Origin of the sequence: Pseudomonas sp. HPB0071 (genome assembly GCF_000478505.2) — a bacterium.
GTDB classification, from domain to species: domain Bacteria; phylum Pseudomonadota; class Gammaproteobacteria; order Pseudomonadales; family Pseudomonadaceae; genus Chryseomonas; species Chryseomonas luteola.
In genome coordinates this window covers 1,728,004-1,753,766 of record NZ_KI517367.1, presented here as the reverse complement: position 1 = coordinate 1,753,766, position 25,763 = coordinate 1,728,004, and the positions used below count along the sequence as shown (strand labels likewise).

Here is a 25,763-nt window from a genome sequence, read left to right as displayed (position 1 = left end):
AGAAGATCGCAGCATTGTGTGATCAGATCGCTACAGCATCGCTCCTTTCTGATCGAGGGCGTCAAAATGGATGTCAGAACGCTGCGCAACCTGACGCGGGTGGCGCGTACAGGCTCTCTGTCTGCCGCGTCAGATGAGGCCTGCCTGACCGTGCAGGCCCTGGCGGCGCAATTGAACAAGGCGGAAGACCAGTTCGGGTTCAGGATTTTCAAGCGATCCAACAAGGGATTGCACCTGACCGAGCGTGGTCACGCGCTCATGCCTTATATCGAGAAGGTGGTGGAGTCCGCCCGGCAACTGGACAGCAAGGCTGCCGAGTTGAGCCAAGCCACGCCACGGCTGCTGCGGGCCGCACTGAACAGCACGCTACCGGCCGATATCAACCAGTGCATCGTCAAGCGGATGATGCAGGTCTTCAGCGATTATCACCTGGAGTTCAGCTTTGCCGAGTCCATCGAGAACCTCAGCAAGCTGCGTAACGATAATATCGACCTTGCGGTACTGATCGGACCACCGCAAGCCGATCTGGCCAGCCTTGAGCTGGCTGATCTTCATATTGATGTCGTAGGTGCTTACCACGGTGCCGATGCAGAGGCGTACAGCGACCTGAGTGACAAGCTGCTTGTTAGGCCGACCAGCGACTGCCCTTATTCCACCAGTTTCGAGCGGTTTCTAGACAGTGGTCAGACGGTGAGCCAATGGGGGCATCGCATGATCTATTCGGGTAGCGAAACCCTGACCGTCTCGCTGATCAAACAACTCGATGGCTTGGGCGTCGTTTCACGGGCGGCGGCTTGCAAGCATGGATTGTCCATCGTACCGGGGTTTGAGGATTCGCTGCCGGTACGCCTGGTCGTCAACAATGTCGACTTGCCTATTCGTGCCCTGGAGCAGCTGACCCGTCCCTTACAGCACTCGCCCCAGCGCAATATACGACAACAGGCCTACCGCCACACTGAGGAGCAGGTTCTTACTGAAATAAGCGCATAACAGCGTCGGTATGGCAGCAGCGAATTCGGGCCGCATGAGGCTCACATGCTTTTCCGTCACCACCAGTGGTGTGAGGGTAATGGCCGCAACGATGCAGACGGGCAGAAACTCCAGCGTTCGCGTGAGGAATCCTGGCCAGCGCTCGGTACTGAGCTGCATCGGTAGCACCCGTGGTAGCAGTGTCACCACGGTCATCAGGACGATTATCAGGATCAGGAACGTTTCTTGAGACATACGCCTATCCAGCAGCCAAAGAACGTGGCGATAAAGACATTCAGGGCGGACTCGAACAGCAGGTTCAGCACACCCATGCAGGCCACCGCCGCTAGAGCAGCTACCAGCTTGCCCTTGGAATCACAAAGCGAGACCAGCACGTACAGCATCATGGCGGTCAAGGCATAGTCGAGCTTGTACTGGATCAGGTGGGCAGTGTAGGTCGAGCTGAGAGCACCCAGCAGCGCGCCCAGCACCCAGGCACTGTGACAGAAGAGGTTGAACGAGATCAGGTAACGGGCATTGACCGCAACGCCTTTCTGCAACTTGCTGCTGTGAAAGGCAAAGGACTCGTCCGTCAGCTCCGCCGCATACACCCACCGTTCCAGACGGCTCAGGCCTGTCGTGCGCAGGGCTCTGGACATGTACATCGACATCAGCATGTGACGGGCGTTGATCAGAAAGGTGGTCATCACGATAGTGACGATCGAGGCGTTCGCCGTCATCAGTGCCAGAGCGGCGAACTGCGAGGCACCGGCATAGACGAACAAGCACATGGCGACCGGTAACCAGAGCGGATAGCCTGCACTCACGGCCATCAGGCCGAAAACGAACGAGACCGTAAAATAGCCAGCGACGACCGGACTGGCCTCGCTGAAGGTGCGTAGCTCAGGAGCTTTCCGGGTTAAAACACGCGTATTCACACCATTCTCTCATTGCCGGGCTGAAATCGGACCGTTCATAGGTTTACCGCACAATGTCATGGGCCGTCCCAGGTTTAGAGAAAGAGATGGCGATGATCTGACGGAATGCCGGGCGCTTTGGGTCCTTCGTGGACGCAGGCGTCACGTAATGACGCATCTCCCGGTCCAGGAAAAACGTCGTGTCCAGGATGTGCTCGTAAGTCAGCGCGGCGAGCAGCTCCTCCTGTACGTTATATAACCGACTTTCGGCACCAGCAATGTTATGCCGACCCCAGAAATGCATTGCGCTGAAGGGGTAGCCGTCGCAGTGAATTCCCTCAGGCGTGATTTCGACCTGCTGGCCGGGGTTGATCTCGATCCGAATTTGATGAATCTGGCACTGCCACATGTCGTTATGCAGGTGCGCTGGCAATACGCTTTTGTACACCTCGAAATCCAGGGCGATCAGGCTGCGAAGAACAGGGGAGGCGATCACTTCATCGGAGAAATCCTGGAAGTGCCGCTCCATGCCGCCTACATAGCGATTGTTAGCCAAGGATTGTACATAGGGGCGATGTTCGAGCTGGCGCAGCTCCTGATTGACGGGGTGGTACTCGAAATCGCTGTAGCGTCTGAACCGTGCGCCTGACTCGGCTTGGCCATAATAACTGTCGCGCTCCATGGCTTCCCAGCTATGAGTCAGCCGGACGAATTCGTCAAAGTTGCCCGTCAGGCTGAAGTCTGCGCCTTTCACATTGGCAAACTTGTTTTGACGCAGGGCGTCACCAACCGCCTTGTTGAGAACAATCATGATCGTCTCCGCTCCATTGAACGATCCACTCTAAGCGCTGGGCAGATTTGCTCTATGAGAAATAATTTAAAGCATCTCAACGAAAAGTTGAGATTGGCTGAGGGCCTGCTGCCTGCATGAGGTGCCCACGGTCCGATGGTCATTCATCGGGCGATCGGATGGTCATGTCAATTTGTTGCAGGCTGCGCCGATACAGGGTGTACAAGATGCGTCCTACCTGGAGGCACCCCAGTTACCAGACTTCTGCCATGACCACTTCTGCTTTCATGCTCGATAGCGAATCTCAGCTCCGTGGCCTTATCGATGCCATACAGGAGTTCATTGTTCTCAAGGATGGGCAGGGACGATGGCTGATTACCAACAGGATCGTGATCGACACCTATCGCCTGCAAGGCGTTGACTATGTGGGCAAGACCGACATGGAGCTGGCGCTGATTCGACCGGAGTTCCATGAGGCTTTTGTCTACAACGTGCAGACCGACGAGCAGGCCTGGCAAAAAGGGTCGGCGCTGCGTATCCAGAAATCCTTCATGGGGCTGGACGGCCATCTCAACACGTGGGAAGTGATCAAGACACCCAGTTTCGATGAAGCGGGTAATCGCCACCAGCTTGTGATCGTCAGCCGCAATATTACCGAGCGGCGTCTGGCAGAGCAGGCGCTCGAAGCCAGCGAGCAGCGTTATCGGCTGATTGCCGACAACATGCTCGACATCATTGGTGTGTTCAAGCCGGAAGTAGGCATCGAATATGTTTCGCCTTCCTTTGAGCATGTCCTGGGGCATCGGGCAGTTGCCTATCTAGGACGTGACATGTTCGAACTGATCCACCCGGACGATATCGATCCCTTGCGCAGTGCGTTTCGAATGCTACTGGAGGGTACCGCCTCGCATACGACGGTCGAATGTCGTTGCCGTCACGTTCAGGGACACTACATATGGTTCGAAACGCATCTCTCCAGTACCTATATGAATGAGGGCGTTCTGGACAATGTCGTTTTTGCCTGCCGTGATATCTCAGCACGTAAAGCCTACGATCAGCATCTTCAAACGCTGGCCTACCACGACCCTCTGACGGGCGCGCCCAACAGACGCTTCCTCATGGACCAGATCCAGCTCATGATCGATCAGGCGTCGACCGGTTCAAGTTTTGCCGTCCTGTACCTGGATCTTGATCGTTTCAAGCCCATCAATGACGAGAGAGGGCACGATGTGGGGGACGAGCTGCTGATTGAATTTGCCAGCAGGCTCAAGCAGAACCTGCGTGCCAACGACCTGTATGCCCGTATTGGCGGTGACGAGTTCGTGATCGTACTGGCTCAGGTGAACGAGGCCCAGGCGGTCACCATTGCCGAGCGGTTGTGTCTGGCCTTGCAAGCGCCATGGACGCTGCCGTGTGGAGAGCTCAAGACCACTTCGTCCATTGGTGTGGCGCTTTACCCTGACGCCGGTCTGTCTGTGCACACCCTGCTGCGTCATGCTGACGAAGCCCTGTATGAGGCCAAGCGGGCGGGGCGAGCCTGTGTCATGGTCTACACCGGGTAAAGGCAAAGCGAATAGACAGGCGCCAGGTTTGGCAGACGGGGCGGGGTATTAAAAAGAGGGTAACGCAGGAGGGCAGGCATTGTCTGGCAAGGCCTGCCCCTGAACAGTCACGCGTCGCAGAGGGCGCGCATGCCGTTGACAGTCATCTCAAGGTGCTGCTCCAGACGCTCCAACTCAGCCTGCAGCGGCTCGGGGAACGGATGGCAGTCCAGTGCCTGGGTTACCAGGGTGCTTATCAGGACGAAGAAGGCGAGTACTTCTTCCGGATCGGAGCTGGCATTCAGGCGCGAATAGCGGGCCTGCTCCGAAGCATAATTGGTTTCAGCGACATCAAACTTGCGCAGTACAGCGCCCAGCCACTGGGTCGAATGCACACAAAACGGCGTGCCCCGATAGGCTTGCGGCTGGCGTTGTTCGTAATGCTTTTGAGTGTTGTGTGTATTCATGATCTGTATTTGCTTCTAAGGGCTAACAAGGCTCAGCAAACTGGATGACGCAAACTAACTGGACGGTATTTACGGTCCGTCGAATTTCCTGCCACCTAAGGCTCATGCCTGAGCGTTTTCAGTTGGCTTCATCAGCTCAATCAGCTTGATCGTTGTATCGGCGCCCCTCACAAAAACATGAGTACGAAGGTGCAACGGGCAGACGGACGATCATCTGCTGCTAGCCTTGCCGATTGATGGCTATTTGCCAACAAGAAGCGGCGTAGGGTAGTGAAACGGTTGGCATCCTGCTACTGATTTCTGATCACGTTATGTGACCGCGGCAAGAAAAACAGGCTAAACGACTTGCATGGGTACGCGGGGATGGTAAGGCGAGGAAAAAGACTTTCTGGCGGGCAACAAAAAACCCGCCGAAGCGGGTTTTCTGGTTGACCTTACTCAACGTCCTGTCGAGCTGCCATCCTGGCCTGGTCATTCATCCTTGATCTACCTGAGCGCTTCCTGCGCTGCAGTCCGATAGGTGTAGATTACGCACCTTATGCATTCATACCTAGAGCCAATGACGCCTTGTGCATGTAAGCCTTTGGCTATACCTGTTCTGCGCTCATCTGCATCCGCATGCGCATGCCTCGCACCGGTCGGCTTTCGCTGCAAGTCAGACCTTAAACTCCATTGCTTTCTGCCGATATGAAGACTGGGTTACCGCCTGTCCATCTGACTGTCTCGTTGAATGATCATGTTTCGATCCTCGTTTTCCCTGTGGCTTACCCAGCGCTCCCTCGTACTGGTTTCCAGCGTGGCGGCCCTTGGGCTTACTGTGACGCTGCTTGCCTGGTACATCCTGCAAGGTTCAGAGCAGGAGGCCGCCCGTGAGCGCTTTTCCCGTGGCACATCGGAAATTACCCGGGAGCTGGATGGCGCAATGGCACGCTATGAACACCTGTTGCGGGCGGGGAGTAGTCTGTTCAATGCCGGCGATGAAATTTCCCGACTGGAATGGCGCCAGTTTGCCGAAAACATGCGACTCGAAGAGGATTACCCGGGGATGCAGGGTTTTGGTTTCGCCCCGTTGATTGCCGCTTACGATAAGAGCAGTTTTGAGGAGCGTGTCCAGAAAGAGGGCTTTCCAGGTTACGAGATCAGAACCGGCAGCGGACGCGATACGTTCATTCCTGTTCTCTTTATCGAGCCCTTTATGGGACGCAACCTGAGGGCATTCGGGTTCGATATGTTTTCCGAGGCGAACCGGCGAGCGGCGGCCGAACAGGCCCGTGACTCAGGCCAGGTAAGCCTGAGCGGGAAGATCACGCTTGTGCAGGAGACCGAGAACCCTCAGGCCGGTACCCTGATGTTCGTACCGTCCTATTTCAGCGACATGCCGACCCAGACGGTCGAGCAGCGACGTAAGGCCTTGCGAGGATTTGTTTTCGCCCCCTTCAGGATGGGCGATCTGATGACGGCCGCCCTGAAAGACCGTGCCGATGATCTGGCACTTGAAATCTACGATGGTGAGCAACCTGCAGCGGCAAACCGCCTGTATTCAAGGCGTATGGATCTGGTGAGTACCCTGCCAGGTTACATACCCCGCTTCGACAGCCTCCAACATATTGACGTAGCCGGACGGCAGTGGACATTGCGTTTCGTTACCCTGCCTGCCTTCGAGACAGCAGCCCCTGCCAGCCGTGCACAGGTCGTATTGTTCAGTGGTCTGGGACTTACCCTGCTGCTCTGTGTGTTGGTGGCGTCATTGGCCACCATGCGTGCCCGTGCCGAGCAACTGGCAGATCGTATGAGTCGCGCCTACCGGGAAAGCGAAGCGCGGATACGCTCTATTATCGACGGGGCGGCGGAAGGCATCGTGATCACGGAAAGCGACCCGGCCATGACTGTCTTGAAAATCAATCCAGCAGGTGAGCAGATGCTGGGCTTGCCGGCTGCTGAGGCCAAGGGGCGCTCGCTGGCGCATCTGCTGGCTGTGAAAGGTGATCGCATTTTGGATGATCTGCGTCAGGGTACGGCCAGCAGTGTCTGGCTCGACACGCAATACGCGTCGGCAAAAGGTCAGTGCCGCAGCCTGAATATGGCCATTACGGTCGCCGAGCAGGATGGAGTCCAGCGTTTGATTGTGCTGATCAGTGACCAGACTGACCTGCATCAGGCACGGCAGCAGGCTCTGATGACAGGTGCCCTGAACGAGGCGATCCTGCTGCATTCGCCGTTCTGCATCTTCTCGACCGATCCTGAGGGCCGCCTGCGTACAGTTAATCCGGCCGGTGAGCGGCTGCTGGGCTACTCCCGGGCAGAGCTGGTCGAGATGCAGTACATCAGCGACCTGCTGGATGCCAATGAGCAATCGGTCAAGGCCGAGCAGCTGAGCCAGGCGCTGAGCCGTACGGTGACGGAGTGGGAGAGCTTTGTCAGGCTGGCGCAGGAAAAGCCCGAGGAGGAACACGAATGCGGTTTTGTCTGCCGTGGCGGGGTAAGGTTACCCGTCAACCTGGCAGTGACGGCGTTGCGTGACCAGGCGGGGCAGATCACGGGGTATCTGGGGATTGCCTACGACATTACCGAGCGCAAGCGGGCCGAGGAGCTGATGCGCTACCAGGCTCTGCATGACGGTTTGACCGGCTTGCCCAATCGCACGCTGATGGCCGACCGGATGAGCATGGCCATCGAGCGGGCCAAGCGAAACCAGGAGGTCTTGGGGGTCATGCTGATGGACCTCGATCACTTCAAGGAGATCAACGACACCCTGGGGCATGACGTGGGCGATGAAGTCCTCAGGCAAGTAGCGCATCGCCTGAAGAGTGCTGTACGCCAGAGTGATACGGTGGTCCGCCTGGGGGGCGATGAGTTTGTTGTGCTGTTGGGTGATCTGAAGCGGATCGAGGATGCCAGCAATGTCGCCACGAAGATCCTGAAGACCATTGAGGCTGACCTGATCATCGGGCCGCACCGCCTTTACCTCTCTACCAGCATCGGTATCGCTCTGTATCCGGAGCAGGGTGTGGATCTGGACGAGCTGCTCAAGAATGCCGATCGGGCCATGTATGAGGTCAAGCGGCGCGGCAAGAAGGGATTCGCGCTGTCCCAGACCTCATTGACACCAGAAGATCAAATAAAACAGCGGCTTGTCTGATGACCTTTGGCTATGATTGAAACACTGCGGTGATGGGTTCGCCGTCGTAAGAAGATTATAAGGATAGCGAAGCATGCCAGACCCCCACGAGATCTCGAAGAGGGCCAGCCGATGGCCGTCACAGCGTCTCGCGCTCGGCTTCGTGATCCTGGTCTGTCTGTCCCTTTTCAGTCTGGATATCTGGCAGGCCTTACGGGGGCGGGGCGAGCGGCTTCAGGAGGCCGAGGTTGCCACTTCCAACCTGGCACGCTCACTGGCGCAACATGCCGACGATACGGTCGAAGAGGTCGATATTGTTCTGGCCGGCATCGCCGAGCGACTGGCCTGGGATGGAATCGAAGAGACCAACCGGGTCCGCATGAAGGCCTGGCTGCAGGATCGGATAAATGCACTGCCCCAGCTGCATGGGTTGTTCATCTACGACCAGGACGGGCGCTGGATCGTCACCTCGAACAGTCAGGATCCGGTAAACATAAACAACGGGGATCGGGAATATTTTGCCTATCACCGTACCCATAAGGACCTGGGACCGCATATCGGGCCGGTCATCCGTAGCCGCACGACAAACGAGCTGGTAATTCCGGTGTCTCGGCGGATCAATCATCCCGACGGGCGCTTCGCCGGCGTCGCGCTGGCAACATTGAGAGTCGAGTATTTCAATCGTTTCTACGCAGACTTCGATATCGATCAGCAGGGGACTATCTTCCTTGCCCTCCATGACGGAACCATACTGGTGCGCCGCCCGTTTGACGAAGCCTTGATCGGCAAAAGCCTGGCCAAGGGGCGTATCTTCAGCGAGCTGCTACCGGTCTCAGCAACCGGGACGGGCATGGTGAAATCCATTGTGGATGGGGTCGAGCGTATGTCGGCCTACCGCAAGATGGACAAGTACCCACTGGTGGTCATGGCGGCTGTTTCCAAGGAAGCGGCCCTGGCGTCCTGGTACAAGGACATGAGCCGGTCGTTTATTACCGGGATTCTGCTGATTGCCGTAGCCGGGTTCGGATTGGCCCTGATTCGGCAGATCCGTATCGACCTGGAGACGGAGCGGGCGCTACGTGAGTCGCACCATGCGCTGGAGAAAATGGCCATGGAAGACAGCCTGACCGGGCTTGCGAACCGGCGGCAGTTCGACATGGCCCTCAAGGCCGAGATCAGCCGGGCCCGGCGGGCGCAGACGTCGCTGGGCATCATCATGATCGACATCGATCATTTCAAGCGCTACAACGACCTCTATGGTCATCCAGCCGGCGACGAGTGCATCAAGGCTGTAGCGGAAGCCGTGCTGTCCTGTACCCGTCGCGCTGTCGACCTGGCAGTCCGCTATGGGGGCGAAGAGATTACAGTGCTGCTCCCGGATACGGATGATGCCGGTACTCATCAGGTGGCCGAAAACATGCTCAACGCTGTTCGCAAATTGGCGATCCTGCATGAGGGTAATGAAAACGGCCGTATCGTCACGATCAGTGCCGGTGTCTTCAGTTGCGTACCCAAGGGCAGGGGCGCGACCAGCCAGCACTTGATCAAGTCAGCCGATGAGGCGCTCTACGCCGCCAAGGCGGCCGGGCGCGACCGGGTTTATCCTCCGCTAAGCAAGATGTGAGGCGCTGGGTCAGTATTAAAATGGAATTGAAACGCCATCCCTGTTGTCGCAATAGCGAGGTTTGAAGCCGAGCGGCCAAAGCCTCTCGCTTCGTAACGCTTGCCCTTCAGGTTTTTATGGACGTCACTGATCCCGCCCTGCAGATCGCCCGAGCCCAGTTTGGCATCACTATCGGCTTTCATATCGTGCTGGCTGCGTTCAGCATCGGACTCGCCAATTTTCTCATGGCCTTAGAAGGGCTCTGGCTGTGGAAAAGACAGCAGGCCTATCTTGATCTCTATAAGTTCTGGCTAAAGATCTTTGCGCTGAACGTGGCGGTCGGAACTGTATCGGGTGTGGTCATGGAGTTCGAGTTCGGCACCAACTGGGGACGCCTCTCGACCCAGGCGGGTTCGATCATCGGCCCGTTGATGTTCTATGAAGTCATGGTGGCGTTTTTTCTGGAGGCCGGTTTCCTTGGCGTCATGCTATTTGGCATGAAGAAGGTAGGCCCCAAGCTCCACTTCTTCACAACCTGTGCGGTAGCGGTGGGTTCGCTGTTCAGCGCTTTTTGGATTCTGGCCGCCAACTCCTGGATGCACACGCCTGCCGGTTACTCCATCGGGCCGGATGGCCGTTTCGTGCCGGAAGAGTGGCTCGCCATTATTTTCAATCCCTCCTTTCCTTACCGCTTCGTTCACATGACCTTTGCCGCCTTTCTAGGCACCGCTTTCATGGTGGGGGCTGTTGGCGCCTGGCATCTGCTGCGCGATGCGTCGAATCCGCGGGCGCGGATCATGTTTTCCATGGCCATGTGGGTGGTAGCCATCGTTGGGCCGCTGCAGATCATTGCCGGGGATCTGCATGGGGAAAATACCCTGGAGCATCAGCCGCAGAAGGTCGCAGCCATGGAAGGGTCGTGGAACCGACCGGCACCGGGGGAGGGCGAGCCGCTACGGCTGTTTGCCGTACCGGATATGGATCAGCAGCGTAATCATTTCGAGCTGGCGATCCCGCACATTGGCTCCTTGTACCTGCGCCACAACTGGACCGGCACCATCCAAAGCCTGAGCGAGTTTCCGGCCAGCGATCTCCCTCCAGTCCCTATCGTATTCTTTGCCTTTCGGCTCATGGTGGGGCTGGGCCTGCTGATGGCGACCGTCGGCATTGCCAGCCTGATCGTGCGTACGCGTGGGCGCCTATACACCGCCCGCTGGCTGCACTGGATCGTGCTCCCGATGGGACCGGCCGGCTTTATCGCCATGCTGGCCGGATGGGTCGTGACCGAGACCGGGCGACAGCCATTCACGGTCTATGGATTGTTGCGCACGGCTGACAGCAGTTCGGCACAGTCCTTCTCTTTCGTTATGACCTCAACCTTAAGCATTCTGGCTGCCTATGTGATCGTCTTCGGGATTGGGCTTCTCTATATGCTTCGGGCCATGGCCAGGGCACCCAGGGCTGATGAAAAGGGCCCCGAACCCTCCCTTGCCAACGAGACCGGTGAGTAACTCCATGTCCGCCGATTTGATCCATCAACTCTCCGCCGCGGCGCTGGCATTCGCCATCATCACTTATGTGGTACTGGACGGGACGGATCTGGGTGTCGGTATTTTGTTTCCGTTCCACAAGGAGACGCAGAGCCGCCATGTCATGGCGTTTTCCATTCTCCCCATCTGGGATGGCAACGAGACGTGGCTGGTGCTGGGTGGCGGCGGATTGCTGGCTCTGTTTCCCGCGGCATACAGTATCTTTTTTACCGCCATGTATGTACCCATCATTGCCATGTTGCTGGCTCTGGTGTTTCGGGGCGTATCGTTGGAGTTTCGTGACCGCGCAACTCCGGCACATCGGCGCTGGCATGATGTGGCATTCGCCGGGGCGTCTACGCTGGCCGGCCTTTGCCAGGGCATTGTCCTGGGTGGGTTGATTCAGGGGATTCCAAACGATGGCAGCCGGTACACGGGTAATGGCTGGGACTGGCTAAGTGGTTTTACGCTGACCTGTGGGATCGGTCTGGTAGTGGGATACGCGCTACTGGGAGCCTGCTGGCTGGTCTGGCGCACGGAGGGTGACTTGCAGGCTCGGGCCCGAAAACAGGCATCGCTGTTGGGTGGGTTCACCTTGCTGCTCATGGGGCTGGTCATCGTGTGGACCGCAGGACTTCACCCCCTGTATCGGGAGCGCTGGGCCCAGGTCGAGTGGGTGATCCCCCTTCTAGGACTGATGGCGCTTCTGGCGCTGGCCTTCTGGAAGACATTGCCGTGCCGCATCCATTACCTGCCCCTGTTTGCCGTATTGGGCTGGTTTATGGTGGCGTATGCCGCCTTGATTCTGGCCTTGTACCCCTTGGTCATCCCGCCTGCGCTGACCATTTTTCAGGCATCGTCACCGACCGCGAGCCAAGCGTTCATGCTGACTGGGTTTGCCGTACTGATTCCGTTCACCCTGGCGTACAGCACGTACGGCTTCTGGGTGTTCCGCGGCAAGATCCGTCCACGAGAAAAGGCTGATGGAGAATAGGTTTCAGCCCTGCAAGAGACCAAGTTCTACGCAGGGCTGGTGAACAGCGGATCAATCGATCGTCTTACGACCTACTTCTTCACGATCGATTTCTTCCTGGATGATATTGCCGGTACGGGGATCGGCCCGGAAACGATACTTCTCCGAGTTGAGCTTGAGGCCCTTGCCAACCCATTCGCCATTTTCGGCATCCAGGCGGCTCACGGAGGTATAACCGCTTTCAATGATCTTGGCTTCGACTTCTTTCTTGGGCATCCAGTCCGCACCAGGCTGATCGGCCCAGGCGAAGCCAGTGCCGGCAACCGACAGCAACAGACCTGCAATCACGTGTTTCGTCTTCATGGCACACACCTCAAGGAAATAGGGGATGGCCGCCGCACGGGCTGGCACGTCTCGTCCAGCATGCGTCATGCACAAAGTGTTGATTTGTGACGGTCGGCTTGATCTGGCCATATCTGAAAGAGTGCAGGCGCTGTTGCCGCTCCCTTTGATCTTTTTGCCTGGCTTGACCGACCATCCCGCATCGAACACTAGCTTCGAAGCGCACCGAGGAAGACAAGTTCCAAGGCTAATTGAAGGAAATGTGCCCGTTAATGTTGCGAAATTTGCAGAAAAAGGCAGGAACATGTCTAGCTCGGGCCAGAGCGGCGATTAGCTGCCCTGACCCGCATGAGGCGAGTCGATCCGCTTATGCGGTGACCGGCTCGACCAGATAGGGCAACAGGCCGGCTGGCTCGTGTTTCTTGGCTTTTTTAGCTTTGCTCGGCATGGCTGTGATGTTCCACAGCTTTTCCCAATGCTCCAGGAGCGCGTCCGGCTTATCTACGTAAATACGCTGCCCCAGCTCCATGGCCTTGGCCTGTAATTGCGCGCGGTGGGCAAGAATGCTTTCGTTGATGGCTTGGCGTGTGCTGACTGCACCAAACAGATCAGACTCCTGCTCGAGCAAAAGCTGCATCACCGCCAGGTCGTGGTCATCACCCAGATAGGCAGACAGCTTTTCCAGGCACTTCTGGCGTGATTTGAAGTGTTCTGGCCAGGCGTCCATTAGCAGCTGTGTGTGATACCAGTGATCCTTCACACGCTTGCGCCATTCGTGAAGGGTTTCGTCTGTGGCGTTGCTGCGAGCGACCTTGAGTGCCAGGCGGCCATCTGTGTAGGTCTTGAGAATGCCGCTTTCCAAAAGGCCAAAGTCTTTGCCTTTGAACTTCCAGGTAGACACCTTGTACTTGGCGTCTTCCAGTTCTTCCACCAGATCGGCATGGGAACTGGCTGCCTCGCCTTGGGACGCCTTTTCAGCCCGCTCGACGAGTCGACCCCTGACGCGCTTCATGGCCGGTGAATTGAAGCGCTTGCGGTTGGTTTCGGTCAGGGCATCCCAGCTTTCGATGACGGCTGCGGCATCACGCAGGCTGGACAAGCCCTGACCGAGATCGCGAAAGCGAATGTTTTGAGCCGTGAAGACTTTTTTGCCTAAGGGTTCGCGCACCAGTCTCAGCACGGCGCGGATTTCTTTCAGCCGCTTGCGGGCGTTGTGCACGCCTTTGGCCGAGCCTGCGCTCAAGGATTCCTGGGCTTTTTCTATCCGTTCAACCACTACACGGCGGATCTCATCGTCAACCCGCTTACGCGCTTGAATACGAAACGACATTTCCCTCTCCTGTAAGGACTTGGTGCTCAGCTGAGCATATCGCCTCCGAGAGTATCGGGGGCATTGCTGGCGAACCAGTGGCGTCGATCAATCTTCATCAAACTGTCATATAAGCCTGACAATAGTTAAAGATTTGCCTGTGCGTTTCGCTGTCAGCCAAGCGGTGGGTTCAGTAAAGATGAGTGAAAAAGCAGGGGGTTAGTTCGGCCCTAGAGCGTGTGGCCGGTCACGCCGGGGAGTTTTACCACTAGAGATCTAGCATGCTGATAAAGACGCCAGTCCAACTGACGCTCATCGACGTTTTCTTTTAATCCCGGTCAATTCAGCAGGGCGCAGCCTTAGCTATCCTTGGTCGGATGCGGTATTTCCGCCGCGCGGGTGGCATGCAGCTCCTGGCGCAGCGTTCGGACTTCCTCGTGCAGTTCATCTACTTTGGCCATCAAGGCACGCATCATCTCGCGGTCAGTGTTCTGCTCGTGGGCGTCCTGCTCATCCTTGTCCGTCAGAACCAGCGAGCCGATGTACGCGGCAAAGCTGCCGAATAACCCCACGCCGCCAATCATCAGCATGACAGCCACGATGCGGCCTAGCGTTGTGACTGGATAAAAGTCGCCATAGCCTACGGTGGTCACGGTCACAAAGGCCCACCAGAGCGCTTCTTCGGCAGTGTTAATGGAGCTTTCAGGGTTGGGTGCTTCGACCATTAGCATGGTAATGGCACCAAATGCCACCAGAAGCAGGGTCGCCGTGGCGGCCGATGCAACAATGCCTTCGGCGCGATTGCGAAACAGGAGTCGCCAGATCATCGCAAGCGACTTGATCGCACGCAGGATGCGCAAGATCTGCACCACGCGGACCAGCTTGGCGCCCTGAAAACCGGCTGCAGGAATACAGGCCAGCAGATCAAGCCAGCCCCAGCGCATGAAATGCCATTTGTTGGGCGCTGCGCGAAAGCGCAAACAGAAGTCGATGAAGAAAAAGACACAAACCCCATTATCCAGATAACCGAGCAACTGCGAGACTTCTGGCGGCAGGGCAAAAAACAGATCGGCTACCAGTGAGCCCAATACATAAAACGACAAGACCAGGATCAGCAGTTGAAAAGGCGTAATGTGTTCTTTCATGAAGCGTCCGGTAATTACGGTATCTTGAATGTAGGGGTCGTTAGACCCGGTAAAGTCACGTTCACTGGAACGAACGACCCGCATCGCTTGGGTTCCAATACAAGACGATTACTGTGCCATACGCGCTTGAAAGGCTGGGCTGACAGGGGAGAGCCGCATGTTTGAATCCGCCGAAACCGATCACGTCATCGACAGGGAAACCTACGAGGCGGCTGTACCAAAGCTGCGTCAGGCGCTGCTGGATGCGCAGTATAAACTCAAGGAGCAGGGGCGGTTTCCGGTCATTCTGCTGATCAATGGCGTAGAGGGTGCCGGCAAGGGCGAAACAGTCAAGCTGTTGAGCGAATGGATGGACCCGCGCCTGATCCAGGTCGAATCCTTTCTGGAGCGAACCGAGGAAGAGCGGCTGCGCCCACCGGCCTGGCGCTACTGGCAGCGCCTGCCGCCCAAGGGGCGGATCGGCATCTTCTTTGGTAACTGGTACAGCCAGCTCCTGCATGCCCGCGTGGAAAAACGTATCAAATCGGCTGAGCTGGAAGAGGGCATCGGCGACGCCGAGCGTCTGGAGCGCATGCTCAGTGACGAGGGTGCATTGATCCTCAAATTCTGGTTTCACCTGTCCAAGAAACAGCTCAAGCACCGGCTCAAGGTCCTCAAGGACGACCCATTGCATAGCTGGCGCATCAGCCCGCTGGACTGGCAACAGTCCCGGACCTACGACAAGTTTGTCGAGCACGGCGAGCACGTTCTGCGGCGGACCAGCCGCGACTATGCGCCCTGGTATGTGGTAGCCGGTTACGACGAAAATTACCGCAGCCTGATGGTAGGCAACATCCTGCTCGAAGCCTTGAACGGCGCGCTTGAGCGAGACGCACAGCCGCCCCGCAGCCCGCACACCGCACCGCTGCCGCCTAACCTCGACGGGCGCGGGGTGTTGAGCAGCCTGGATATGTCCCAGTCCCTTAGCAAGGACGAATACAAGGAGCAGCTTATCGCCGAGCAGGCACGGCTGTCCGGACTCGTGCGGGACAAGCGCTTCAAGCGTCATGCGCTGGTCGCCGTGTTCGAGGGAAACGATGCCGCTGGCAAGGGCAGCACGATCCGCCGGGTAACCGGGGCACTCGATCCTCGGCAATACCGCATCATTCCCATTGCCGCACCGTCTGAAGAGGAGCGTGCGCAACCCTATCTGTGGCGATTCTGGCGGCATATTCCACGATTAGGCGGTTTTACCGTCTTTGACCGTTCCTGGTATGGCCGCGTGCTGGTAGAGCGGGTAGAAGGCTTTGCCAACGAGGCGGACTGGCTCAGGGCTTACAGCGAAATCAACGATTTCGAGGAGCAGCTGACAGATGCCGGTATCGTACTGGTCAAATTCTGGCTGGCCATCGATTCGGATACGCAGCTCAAGCGCTTCAAAGAACGTGAGGAGACCCCGTTCAAGCGGTTCAAGATCACTGAGGAAGACTGGCGCAACCGTGACAAGTGGGATGTGTACAGCGCCGCAGTCGAAGACATGGTCGCGCGCAACAGCACCGAAATTGCCCCTTGGACACTGGTCGAAGCCAACGATAAACGCTTCGCCCGGGTCAAGGTATTGCGTACCATCAACGATGCCCTGGAAGCGGCATTTGAACGAAACCGTTGATTGACCTGGACGACGCCATGACCTTGCCTGATGAGCTCGAACGAATCACTGCCCTGACGCTGGCGGACTACGACCAGACGGCCGAGCGTTTTCGCGAGGGCACACGAGATCATGATGTCAGCCAGAACATCGAAGCGCTGCTCAGGCATTTGGAAGGTCAGGCCCCGCAGCGCATTCTCGACTTTGGCTGTGGGCCGGGTCGGGACCTGAAAACGTTCACGCGTCTGGGGCACTCTCCCGTGGGCATCGACGGGTCTGCCGAATTCGTAGCCATGGCTCGCGCCGATTCGGGGTGCGAGGTCTTGCATCAGAACTTTCTTGCCCTGGATCTTCCGCCAGCGCATTTCGATGGGATATTTGCCAACGCCACGCTGTTTCATGTCCCGCTCAGCGAGTTACCACGCGTACTCAAGGCGTTGCATGCCACGCTCAAGCCGCGCGGCGTGCTGTTCAGCTCCAATCCGCGAGGTGACAACCGCGAAGGCTGGAATGGTCGGCGCTATGGTGCCTACCACGACTTCGACAGCTGGAAGCGTTATCTAACCGACACGGGGTTCGTCGAACTGGAACACTATTACCGGCCCGCCGGTTTGCCTCGGGAGCAGCAGCCTTGGCTGGCGTCGGTCTGGCGCAAGGTATAAACGTAACGTAACGAATTGAGTCTGCCACCGACCCAACGCTGGCTTCCTGCGGTCTACCGTTCTGTAATGCGGTCTGCTCCTCGCAGGCTGGCCTGACTGCGGAACGACGTAAGGCGGATGGAATGACTCAACACAAATGGCTGCTTCGATCACTCGTCCTCATCGTATGTGCGGCACTGGTCGCCTCCAGCATCACGCCCTATGACCGCACGACATGGCTGATGGAAATCTTTCCGGTGCTGATTGTGCTGCCGCTGCTGATCACCACGCATGAGCGCTTCAGCCTCACACCGCTGCTGTACATCCTGATTACGATTCACGCCTTGGGGCTGATTGCAGGAGGCGCCTACAGTTACGCCCGCGTGCCCTTGGGTAGCTGGATCCAGGAGTGGCTGAGTATGGACCGTAATCCCTATGACAAGCTGGGGCACTTCATGCAGGGATTCGTGCCGTGCCTGCTGGCTCGCGAGATCCTGATCCGTGAGCGGCAGGTGTCCGGTTACAAGATGCTCGCGTTTCTCTGCGGGTGCGTGGCGGTGGCGGTCAGCGCCGTCTACGAGATGATCGAGTGGTGGGCTGCATTGGCGCTGGGGCAGGGCGCAGAGGAGTTTCTAGGTACGCAGGGGTATGAATGGGATACCCAGTCCGACATGTTCTATGCCCTGATCGGTGCAACAGTAGCGCTCGTGACCTGCTCGCGGTTGCAGGATCGCCAGATTCGCCAGCTGGAAGCCCACCGGCCGACACCCTCAGCCGCCCGACCGCCTTTGGATCGGCCGGCGCCCCGACACGAGCAGGCCCCCTGAGGGTTCCTAGATGCCCAGATTAGCCAACGCATCTCCTGTGGCCCAGGCTTCTTCGAAGCGGGCCTTGCTGCGAAGAATGGCCTGCTCAAGCGCGTCATCGTCCTCCCAGAGCGCGCCGGGTACATCAGACGAGAAAATTTCCAGAACGTAGGGCCCGTCGTAGCCGGTTTCATTCACGGCAGCGAGCAGGCGATTGACCGGAATGATGCCATCGCCCAGGGAACGACGATCAAAATAGGACCGCGGGCGCTGCCAGTCGGAAAGCTGGGTCAGAAAAATCCGGTCACCCGCCAGTCGAATGGCGTTGGAGAGGTCTGCATCCTGCCAGCTGTTATACAGGTCCAGGCACAGCCCCACATTCTCTCGTGCCACCGCCTGCACCAGCTCATACCCTTGCATGAAGGTGTAGAGAATGCTGTCGCGGCTCATCATGGGCGGGCTGAGCGGCTCGATGGCAATGCTCAACCCTTGGTCCGCGGCGTGATCGGCCAGTTCGCGATAGTGCTTTATGCAGCCCTCCCAGACTTCCGCCTCGTTGCCGCTCTGGCCGAGCGCGCCGGTATTAGTAATGACCGGAATGCCTGTGCAAAAAGGAGCGAAGCGATCGATCGTAGCCTTGATCAGGGCCGTACGCTCAGCAGGATCAGCCGGTTCGAGTGCACTGGTCGCCGGATAAATCGTACGGACTTCAGGCTGCAGCGAGACGGGCCTTAATCCATGCGCATTCAACTGAGCGAATTGTTCGGCGAGCTTGCCGGCGTCCTTGTCGAACTTCATTTCCGCCAGCTCGATGTCGGCGTTGAGATGGGCAAACAGCTCCAGGTCACGTGTGAGTGGCCAGGGTGTGGTGGTGAGTTGACTGATGGCGAAGCGGGGTGTGGTCATAAGGCCTCACACGATCACAGGATAAATGCATCCGCTCTGGCATAAGGGTTTTAGCCAGACCGGCACCGTTCTGGTGTGAGCCGTAAGGGCATGTCGGGGTTCCTGACTCACAGGCGACAAGAGACCAATGGCGCCATTCTTATGTATGCCTACCTGTGCACCTGTGATCGACGGCCTGTTCGATGCAGCCGACTCGTCTGGCGCATGGATGCGAGGGCGATGTCGCAAACGCACCGCCTTGTGGCGTGAACAGGCATTCTGATGCGCAGCCTCGGTCCTACCATCGCTCTCAAGGATCAGCCCATTGACGGCCATGCCGGCCTTCCGCTGCGCTGCAGGAGAGACGCGATGTTTACCAAGCAAGACCGCATCCAGGGTTACGACGACGCCTTGTTCGCTGCGATGAGCGAAGAGGAGCGTCGCCAGGAAGCTCACCTCGAATTGATCGCCTCGGAGAACTACACCAGCCAACGGGTAATGGAGGCGCAGGGCAGCGGGTTGACCAACAAGTATGCCGAAGGCTATCCGGGCAAGCGCTACTACGGCGGTTGCGAGTTCGTCGATAAGGTCGAGCAGTTGGCCATCGAGCGGGCCAAGCAGCTCTTTGGTGCTGACTACGCCAACGTTCAGCCGCACTCTGGCTCCCAGGCCAACGCGGCGGTCTTCCTGGCTTTGCTGCAAGCAGGTGACACAGTGCTGGGCATGAGTCTGGCTCATGGAGGACATCTGACCCATGGTGCCAAGGTCAGCTTTTCCGGCAAGCTCTACAACGCGGTGCAATATGGGCTGAATCCCGCAACGGGCCTGATCGACTATGACGAGGTCGAGCGGTTGGCCGTAGAACATCAGCCGAAAATGATCATTGCGGGTTTTTCGGCCTATTCGAAAACGCTCGACTTCCCGCGCTTCCGTGAGATTGCCGACAAAGTCGGTGCCTATCTGTTCGTCGACATGGCTCATGTGGCGGGGCTGGTTGCTGCAGGCCTGTATCCCAATCCCCTTCCGTTTGCCGATGTGGTCACCACCACCACCCACAAGACCCTGCGTGGCCCCCGCGGTGGGCTGATTCTGGCGAAGGCCAACGAGGAATTGGAGAAAAAGCTCAATTCCGCCGTCTTCCCGGGGGGCCAGGGCGGCCCCCTGATGCACGTGATTGCAGCCAAGGCGGTGTGTTTCAAGGAGGCCCTGGAACCCGGCTTCAAGACTTATCAGCAGCAGGTCATCCACAACGCCCAGGCCATGGCTGCGGTGTTCATCAAGCGCGGCTACGACGTGGTCTCCGGCGGGACGGACAACCATTTGTTCCTGGTCAGCCTGATCAAACAGGGCATTACTGGCAAGGATGCCGACGCCGCCCTGGGGCGCGCCGGTATCACGGTCAACAAGAACGCCGTGCCCAATGATCCTCAGTCGCCCTTTGTGACCTCCGGCCTGCGAATCGGCACTCCGGCTGTGACCACGCGTGGCCTGGGCGTGGCCCAGTGCCAGGAGCTGGCCGGGTGGATCTGCGACATCCTCGATCACTTGGGCGATGCCGATGTGGAGGCGCATGTGGCCGAACGTGTGGCCGGGCTCTGCGCAGATTATCCCGTCTACCGCTAATTAGCCCTTCATAAGGTGGGTTGGCAGGCGCGTAACCCACCCCTGTTCGATTGAGTCAGCTAGTCATAGGCCACCCTACGAAAATCCTTATTCATGCGTGGGGACAGGTTCAGGAGTCAAACAGATGCAGCGCTATTCCGGTTTCGGCCTTTTCAAGCATTCCCTAAGCCATCATGAAAACTGGCAGCGCATGTGGCGCACGCCAACCCCCAAGCCGGTGTATGACGTAATTGTCGTGGGCGGCGGTGGTCATGGTCTGGCAACGGCCTATTATCTGGCCAAGGAGCATGGCGTCAAAAACGTCGCGGTCATCGAAAAAGGCTGGCTGGGCGGTGGCAATACGGCGCGCAACACCACCATCGTACGGTCCAACTACCTGTGGGATGAATCGGCTCACTTGTATGAGCATGCGATGAAGCTATGGGAAGGGCTCTCGCAGGACCTGAACTATAACGTCATGTTTTCGCAGCGCGGCGTCTACAACCTGTGCCATACGTTGCAGGACATGCGCGAAGCCGAGCGCCGCGTCAGTGCCAACCGCCTGAATGGCGTAGACGGCGAACTGCTCGACGCCAGGCAGGTGGCCGAAGAGGTGCCTTACCTCGACTGTAGCAAGAGCACTCGTTATCCGATCATGGGCGCGACGGTACAACGCCGGGGCGGGGTAGCCCGCCACGATGCGGTAGCCTGGGGTTTCGCCCGTGCAGCCGATGCGCTGGGCGTGGACCTGATTCAAAACACCGAGGTCGTTGGCTTCCGTAAGGAAAATGGCGCAGTCGTTGGCGTCGAGACCAACAAGGGCTTCATTGGGGCCCGGCGCGTCGGTGTCGTGACGGCCGGTAATTCGGGTCATATGGCCAAGCTGGCCGGTTTTCGCTTGCCGGTGGAATCCCACCCCTTGCAAGCGCTGGTGTCCGAGCCGCTCAAGCCGGTGATCGACAGTGTGATCATGTCCAATGCAGTGCATGGCTATATCAGCCAGTCGGACAAAGGCGATCTGGTGATCGGTGCCGGTATCGATAGCTATGTCGGCTATGGTCAGCGCGGCTCGTACCCGGTCATCGAGCACACTCTGCAAGCCATCGTCGAGATGTTTCCGATTCTCTCCCGCGTACGGATGAATCGCCAGTGGGGCGGCATCGTCGATACCACGCCTGATGCCTGTCCAATCATTTCCAAGACACCGGTAGAAAACCTGTTTTTCAATTGCGGCTGGGGCACTGGTGGGTTCAAGGCCACTCCCGGCTCCGGCAACGTCTTCGCTGCTTCGCTCGCCAAAGGGGAAATGCACCCATTGGCGGTTCCGTTCTCCATCGACCGTTTCCATACCGGCGCGCTCATCGACGAGCATGGCGCGGCGGCTGTCGCGCACTAAGGAGCCCTGATCATGTTGCACATCCATTGCCCTCATTGTGGGGAACTGCGCTCCGAAGAGGAATTTCATGCGGCAGGCCAGGCGCATATCCCGCGCCCGCTGGACCCGGACAACTGCACCGATGCGGAGTGGGGCGACTACATGTTCTTTCGCGATAACCCGCGGGGCATCCACCATGAACTGTGGGTCCATGCCACCGGGTGCCGTCACTATTTCAACGTGACCCGCAATACGGAAACCTACGAAATTCTCGAAACGTACAAGATTGGCGAGCAACCGCAGGTAAACGGCAAGCCGGTCGTAGTGGCCAAGGCTATCGAAGGAGAAACCGTATGAGTCAGGTCAATCGCCTTACCCACGGTGGTCGGATCGATCGCCGTCAGCCGTTGACCTTTACCTTCAATGGTCAGCGCTACCAGGGCTTTGTCGGCGATACGCTGGCGTCGGCGCTGCTGGCCAATGGTGTCGATGTCATCGGGCGCAGCTTCAAATATTCCCGCCCGCGCGGCATCGTGGCCGCTGGGGCTGAAGAGCCCAATGCCATCATGCAGATCGGCTCCACCGAGGCCACGCAGATTCCCAACGTGCGTGCTACCCAACAGCCCCTCTACGCAGAGCTTGTAGCCGCCAGCACCAACGGTTGGCCGAGCGTGAACAATGACCTGATGGGCATTCTTGGCAAGGTCGGCGGCAAGATGATGCCGCCCGGCTTCTACTACAAGACGTTCATGTATCCGCAAAACCTGTGGCTGACGTATGAGAAGTACATCCGCAAGGCGGCGGGGCTGGGTCGCGTGCCGACCGAAGTCGACCCGGACAGCTACGACCACATGAACCAGCACTGCGATGTGCTGGTGGTAGGTGCCGGACCGGCTGGTCTGGCTGCCGCCCTGGCGGCTGCCCGCAGTGGGGCGCGTGTCATCCTGGCTGACGAGCAGGAAGAGTTTGGCGGCAGCCTGCTCGACACACGTGAGCTATTGGATGGCCAGCCCGCCGCCGAATGGGTTGCCAAGGCCATCGCGGAGCTGGAAGCCACTCCCGACGTGACCCTGCTGTCTCGGGCGACCGTCAACGGCTATCACGACCACAATTTTCTGACCATCCACCAGCGTCTCACCGATCATCTGGGCGAAAAGGCCCCAATGGGACAGGTGCGCCACCGAGTGCACCGTGTCCGCGCCAAGCGTGTCGTTCTGGCGAGTGGTGCCCATGAGCGTCCGTTGGTATACGCTAACAACGACCTGCCTGGAAACCTGGTGGCGGGTGCTGTCTCCACGTATGTACGTCGCTATGGCGTCGCGCCGGGTCAAAAACTGGTGCTGTCCACCAACAATGATTATGCCTACCGTGTCGCGCTGGACTGGCTGGAAGCAGGGCGTGAAGTCGTTGCCATCGCCGACGCACGTCAAAATCCGCGTGGGGCCTGGGTTGAAGAGGCGAGGGCGAAGGGGATTCGCGTCTTGACCGGCGCAGCGGTTACCGAAGCCCGTGGCTCAACGCGGGTGACCGGCGCGCGTGTCGTCGCCATCGACATCAAGGGGTTCCGTACTACCAGTCCCGGCGAGTGGCTGAGCTGCGACCTGATCGCCACATCCGGTGGTTACAGCCCTGTGGTGCACCTGGCATCCCACTTGGGCGGGCGTCCCTTGTGGCGTGAGGATATCCAGGCGTTCGTACCGGGCCCGGCTCCGCAAAAGCGCGTCTGTGCTGGCGCCGTGAACGGCGTGTTCGCCCTGGGCGATGTGCTGGCCGATGGCTTTGAAGCGGGCGCCACGGCTGCTGGCGAGGCGGGTTTGAAGCCGGTAGCCGGCGAAGTGCCCCGGGCGGAGCACCGCTTCGAAGAGCCTTCGCTGGCGCTTTTCCAGGTGCCTCACGAAAAATCCACGGCCCGCGCACCCAAGCAGTTCGTCGATCTGCAAAACGATGTGACGGCAGCGGGTATCGAGCTGGCGTGCCGTGAGGGTTTCGAGTCCATCGAGCATGTCAAGCGCTACACCGCCCTGGGCTTTGGCACCGACCAGGGCAAGCTGGGCAATATCAACGGCCTTGCCATCGCCGCGCGTGTGCAAAACAAGGCGATTCCCGAAGTCGGCACCACCATGTTTCGCCCTAACTACACACCGGTCACGTTCGGTGCCGTCGCCGGTCGCCACTGCGGCCATCTCATGGAGCCGGTACGTTTCACCGCGCTTCATGGCTGGCACGTCAAGCAGGGTGCCTTGTTTGAAGATGTCGGTCAGTGGAAGCGCCCCTGGTACTTCCCCAAGGCCGGAGAGGACCTGCATGCCGCCGTGGCCCGCGAGTGCAAGGCCGTACGCGAGAAAGTCGGCATCCTTGATGCCTCGACCCTCGGCAAGATCGATATTCAGGGCCCGGACGCCCGTGAGTTTCTCAATCGCGTCTATACCAATGCCTGGACCAAGCTGGAGGTCGGTAAGGCCCGTTACGGCCTGATGTGCAAGGAAGACGGCATGGTCATGGACGATGGCGTCACGGCCTGCCTGGCCGACAATCATTTCCTGATGACCACCACGACCGGTGGCGCCGCGCGTATCCTTGAGTGGCTGGAACTCTACCATCAGACCGAATGGCCGGACCTCAAGGTGTATTTCACCTCGGTAACCGACCATTGGGCGACCATGACCCTGTCTGGTCCGGAAAGCCGTAACCTGCTCGCCGAGCTGACCGACATCGATCTGGACAAGGATGCGTTCCCCTTCATGAGCTGGAAGGAAGGCACCGTGGGCGGCGTACCGGCTCGGGTGTTCCGCATCTCCTTTACCGGCGAGCTGTCCTACGAAATTAACGTCCAGGCCGATTATGCGATGGGCGTATGGGAGCAGCTGATAGAGGCTGGCAAGAAGTACGGCCTAACGCCCTACGGTACCGAAACCATGCACGTACTGCGGGCCGAGAAGGGGTTCATCATCGTGGGTCAGGATACCGATGGCTCCGTCACCCCACAGGACTTGGGCATGGGCTGGGCCGTCAGCATGAACAAGCCGTTCTCCTTTATCGGCAAACGCGGTATGAACCGGCAGGATTGTCTTAAAGCAGACCGCAAGCAGTTGGTGGGCCTCAAGCCGGCCAATCCCAAGGCGGTTCTACCGGAAGGTGCACAGCTGGTGTTCAACACTCAGCAGCCGATTCCAATGACCATGGTGGGGCACGTCACATCCAGTTATTACAGCGCCTCGATGGGCTTTGGCTTCGCCTTGGCCGTTGTAAGGGGTGGCTTGGGCAAGATGGGACAAAAGGTTTATGCCGCGCTCAGGGATGGCACGTTCGTCGAAGCCGAAATCGTTTCTTCCGTGTTCTATGATCCGAAAGGGGAGCGTCAGCATGTCTAACGTGAACGTTTATCAGCAGCGTCCCGCCGGACCTGCACGCGCCGAATCCTCCTTGTTCCATGCTGAGCTCGACAAGCTGGCGGGCCGGAGCGTCGGCAGCGCGGGTGTGACCTTGCGCGAGAAAAAGCTGCGGGGCCATTTGGTCCTGCGAGGAGAGGCCAGCGATACCGGCTTTACCGGTGCGGTCGAATCCGTACTGGGTTTGGAGTTGCCCGCCGCCCTGGGCTTGACTGTGAAAGGTGAAACCTCCCTGCAATGGCTGGGGCCGGATGAGTGGCTCCTGATCGTTCCGCAGGGCGAGGAGTACTCCACCGAACTGAGCCTGCGTGAGGCGATCGGCGATCGGCATATTTCCATCGTCAATGTCAGCGGTGGCCAGACCCTGTATGAGCTGACAGGACCGAATGTACGCAACGTCCTGATGAAGTCCACATCCTACGATGTCCACCCCAGTCAATTTCCGGTAGGCAAGGCGGTCGGGACGGTATTTGCCAAATCCCAGCTGGTTATCCGTCACACCGGTGAAGAGACATGGGAACTGGTCGTTCGCCGCAGTTTTGCCGACTACATCTGGCTCTGGTTGCAAGACGCCAGCGCCGAATACGGATTGGCCATCGCCAACTGACAGCGTACGGACAGGATGGGTTGTGCGTATCGATCCCATCCTTCTGCGAACTAACCATTTGGCTGGATACCACAGGTTAAACGTATACATTTGATCAGTAAGGTGCGTGGGGCGCAGCGATACCTGTG

Annotated in this window: 22 protein-coding genes; 14 read left to right on the top strand and 8 right to left on the bottom strand. The window is 58.4% G+C overall.

Features of this window, described 5'->3' with window-relative positions; genetic code table 11:
- The first annotated feature begins 66 nt into the window (after positions 1-66).
- Entirely contained in the window at positions 67-990 is a 924-nt protein-coding gene (locus HMPREF1487_RS08345; RefSeq protein WP_010796195.1) for a LysR family transcriptional regulator, read from the top strand.
- On the opposite strand, the gene HMPREF1487_RS26735 is transcribed toward HMPREF1487_RS08345, so the two are convergent.
- Genes HMPREF1487_RS26735 through HMPREF1487_RS08335 form a run of 3 tightly spaced genes read right to left on the bottom strand, consistent with a single transcriptional unit; the run spans position 907 to position 2,697 of the window.
- On the bottom strand, positions 907-1,224 hold the full coding sequence (locus tag HMPREF1487_RS26735; protein WP_010796194.1) for an AzlD domain-containing protein: 318 nt from the start codon (positions 1,222-1,224) through the stop codon (positions 907-909). The two genes, HMPREF1487_RS08345 and HMPREF1487_RS26735, sit on opposite strands and share 84 nt — an antisense overlap.
- Positions 1,203-1,907: an AzlC family ABC transporter permease gene (locus HMPREF1487_RS08340; RefSeq protein ID WP_010796193.1), complete on the bottom strand. Its 705-nt coding sequence runs from the start codon at positions 1,905-1,907 to the stop codon at positions 1,203-1,205. The genes HMPREF1487_RS26735 and HMPREF1487_RS08340 overlap by 22 nt, the downstream gene beginning before the upstream one ends.
- Before the next feature lie 43 nt (positions 1,908-1,950).
- Positions 1,951-2,697, bottom strand: a complete 747-nt coding sequence (locus HMPREF1487_RS08335; protein ID WP_010796192.1) for a 2OG-Fe dioxygenase family protein — start codon at positions 2,695-2,697, stop codon at positions 1,951-1,953.
- A gap of 248 nt (positions 2,698-2,945) precedes the next feature.
- On the opposite strand from HMPREF1487_RS08335, the gene HMPREF1487_RS08330 reads away from it, so the two are divergent.
- Positions 2,946-4,238: a sensor domain-containing diguanylate cyclase gene (locus tag HMPREF1487_RS08330; RefSeq protein WP_051370177.1), complete on the top strand. Its 1,293-nt coding sequence runs from the start codon at positions 2,946-2,948 to the stop codon at positions 4,236-4,238.
- A gap of 107 nt (positions 4,239-4,345) precedes the next feature.
- On the opposite strand, the gene HMPREF1487_RS08325 is transcribed toward HMPREF1487_RS08330, so the two are convergent.
- Positions 4,346-4,684, bottom strand: a complete 339-nt coding sequence (locus HMPREF1487_RS08325; RefSeq protein ID WP_010796190.1) for a hypothetical protein — start codon at positions 4,682-4,684, stop codon at positions 4,346-4,348.
- Positions 4,685-5,420: 736 nt separating this feature from the next.
- On the opposite strand from HMPREF1487_RS08325, the gene HMPREF1487_RS08320 reads away from it, so the two are divergent.
- From HMPREF1487_RS08320 to cydB, 4 genes are all read left to right on the top strand, one after another.
- A complete protein-coding gene (locus HMPREF1487_RS08320) occupies positions 5,421-7,823 on the top strand; it encodes a sensor domain-containing diguanylate cyclase (protein ID WP_037029843.1) in 2,403 nt (800 codons plus the stop codon).
- 73 nt (positions 7,824-7,896) lie between these two features.
- A complete protein-coding gene (locus tag HMPREF1487_RS08315) occupies positions 7,897-9,426 on the top strand; it encodes a sensor domain-containing diguanylate cyclase (protein ID WP_010796188.1) in 1,530 nt (509 codons plus the stop codon).
- Between the two features lie 116 nt (positions 9,427-9,542).
- Positions 9,543-10,916: a cytochrome ubiquinol oxidase subunit I gene (locus HMPREF1487_RS08310; RefSeq protein WP_010796187.1), complete on the top strand. Its 1,374-nt coding sequence runs from the start codon at positions 9,543-9,545 to the stop codon at positions 10,914-10,916.
- Between the two features lie 4 nt (positions 10,917-10,920).
- Positions 10,921-11,928, top strand: coding sequence for a cytochrome d ubiquinol oxidase subunit II (cydB, locus tag HMPREF1487_RS08305; protein WP_010796186.1), 1,008 nt, complete (start codon positions 10,921-10,923; stop codon positions 11,926-11,928).
- A 51-nt stretch (positions 11,929-11,979) separates the two neighbouring features.
- Here cydB and HMPREF1487_RS27280 read toward each other — a convergent pair whose 3' ends face one another.
- The 3 genes from HMPREF1487_RS27280 to HMPREF1487_RS08285 all read right to left on the bottom strand — a co-directional run bounded on the left by HMPREF1487_RS27280 (position 11,980) and on the right by HMPREF1487_RS08285 (position 14,703).
- On the bottom strand, positions 11,980-12,270 hold the full coding sequence (locus tag HMPREF1487_RS27280) for a PepSY domain-containing protein (protein ID WP_010796185.1): 291 nt from the start codon (positions 12,268-12,270) through the stop codon (positions 11,980-11,982).
- 346 nt (positions 12,271-12,616) lie between these two features.
- Positions 12,617-13,579, bottom strand: coding sequence for a CHAD domain-containing protein (locus HMPREF1487_RS08290; protein ID WP_010796183.1), 963 nt, complete (start codon positions 13,577-13,579; stop codon positions 12,617-12,619).
- Positions 13,580-13,917: 338 nt separating this feature from the next.
- Positions 13,918-14,703 carry an ion transporter gene (locus HMPREF1487_RS08285; RefSeq protein ID WP_037030590.1) on the bottom strand — a complete coding sequence of 262 codons (786 nt, stop codon included), beginning with the start codon at positions 14,701-14,703 and terminating at the stop codon, positions 13,918-13,920.
- A gap of 157 nt (positions 14,704-14,860) precedes the next feature.
- Between HMPREF1487_RS08285 and pap the strand changes: the two genes are divergently transcribed.
- From pap to HMPREF1487_RS08270, 3 genes are all read left to right on the top strand, one after another.
- Positions 14,861-16,351 (top strand): polyphosphate:AMP phosphotransferase, encoded by a 1,491-nt coding sequence (gene pap, locus HMPREF1487_RS08280; RefSeq protein WP_010796181.1) that lies wholly within the window; start codon positions 14,861-14,863, stop codon positions 16,349-16,351.
- 17 nt (positions 16,352-16,368) lie between these two features.
- Entirely contained in the window at positions 16,369-16,992 is a 624-nt protein-coding gene (locus HMPREF1487_RS08275) for a class I SAM-dependent methyltransferase (protein WP_010796180.1), read from the top strand.
- A 122-nt stretch (positions 16,993-17,114) separates the two neighbouring features.
- On the top strand, positions 17,115-17,798 hold the full coding sequence (locus HMPREF1487_RS08270) for a DUF2238 domain-containing protein (protein ID WP_010796179.1): 684 nt from the start codon (positions 17,115-17,117) through the stop codon (positions 17,796-17,798).
- A gap of 6 nt (positions 17,799-17,804) precedes the next feature.
- Here HMPREF1487_RS08270 and HMPREF1487_RS08265 read toward each other — a convergent pair whose 3' ends face one another.
- Positions 17,805-18,683, bottom strand: coding sequence for a sugar phosphate isomerase/epimerase family protein (locus HMPREF1487_RS08265; RefSeq protein WP_010796178.1), 879 nt, complete (start codon positions 18,681-18,683; stop codon positions 17,805-17,807).
- A gap of 348 nt (positions 18,684-19,031) precedes the next feature.
- Here HMPREF1487_RS08265 and glyA point away from each other — a divergent pair, with 348 nt between their 5' ends.
- The 5 genes from glyA (at position 19,032) to HMPREF1487_RS08240 (ending at position 25,635) form a co-directional block, all read left to right on the top strand.
- Positions 19,032-20,285 (top strand): serine hydroxymethyltransferase, encoded by a 1,254-nt coding sequence (gene glyA, locus HMPREF1487_RS08260; RefSeq protein ID WP_010796177.1) that lies wholly within the window; start codon positions 19,032-19,034, stop codon positions 20,283-20,285.
- A gap of 124 nt (positions 20,286-20,409) precedes the next feature.
- Positions 20,410-21,660: a sarcosine oxidase subunit beta family protein gene (locus HMPREF1487_RS08255; protein ID WP_010796176.1), complete on the top strand. Its 1,251-nt coding sequence runs from the start codon at positions 20,410-20,412 to the stop codon at positions 21,658-21,660.
- Positions 21,661-21,672: 12 nt separating this feature from the next.
- The gene (locus HMPREF1487_RS08250; protein WP_010796175.1) at positions 21,673-21,996 is read left to right on the top strand and encodes a sarcosine oxidase subunit delta; all 324 of its coding nucleotides are present in this window, start codon (positions 21,673-21,675) and stop codon (positions 21,994-21,996) included.
- Entirely contained in the window at positions 21,993-25,010 is a 3,018-nt protein-coding gene (locus HMPREF1487_RS08245) for a sarcosine oxidase subunit alpha (protein ID WP_010796174.1), read from the top strand. Before HMPREF1487_RS08250 ends, HMPREF1487_RS08245 begins: the two co-directional genes overlap by 4 nt.
- The gene (locus tag HMPREF1487_RS08240) at positions 25,003-25,635 is read left to right on the top strand and encodes a sarcosine oxidase subunit gamma (RefSeq protein WP_010796173.1); all 633 of its coding nucleotides are present in this window, start codon (positions 25,003-25,005) and stop codon (positions 25,633-25,635) included. Before HMPREF1487_RS08245 ends, HMPREF1487_RS08240 begins: the two co-directional genes overlap by 8 nt.
- Positions 25,636-25,763 lie beyond the last annotated feature (128 nt).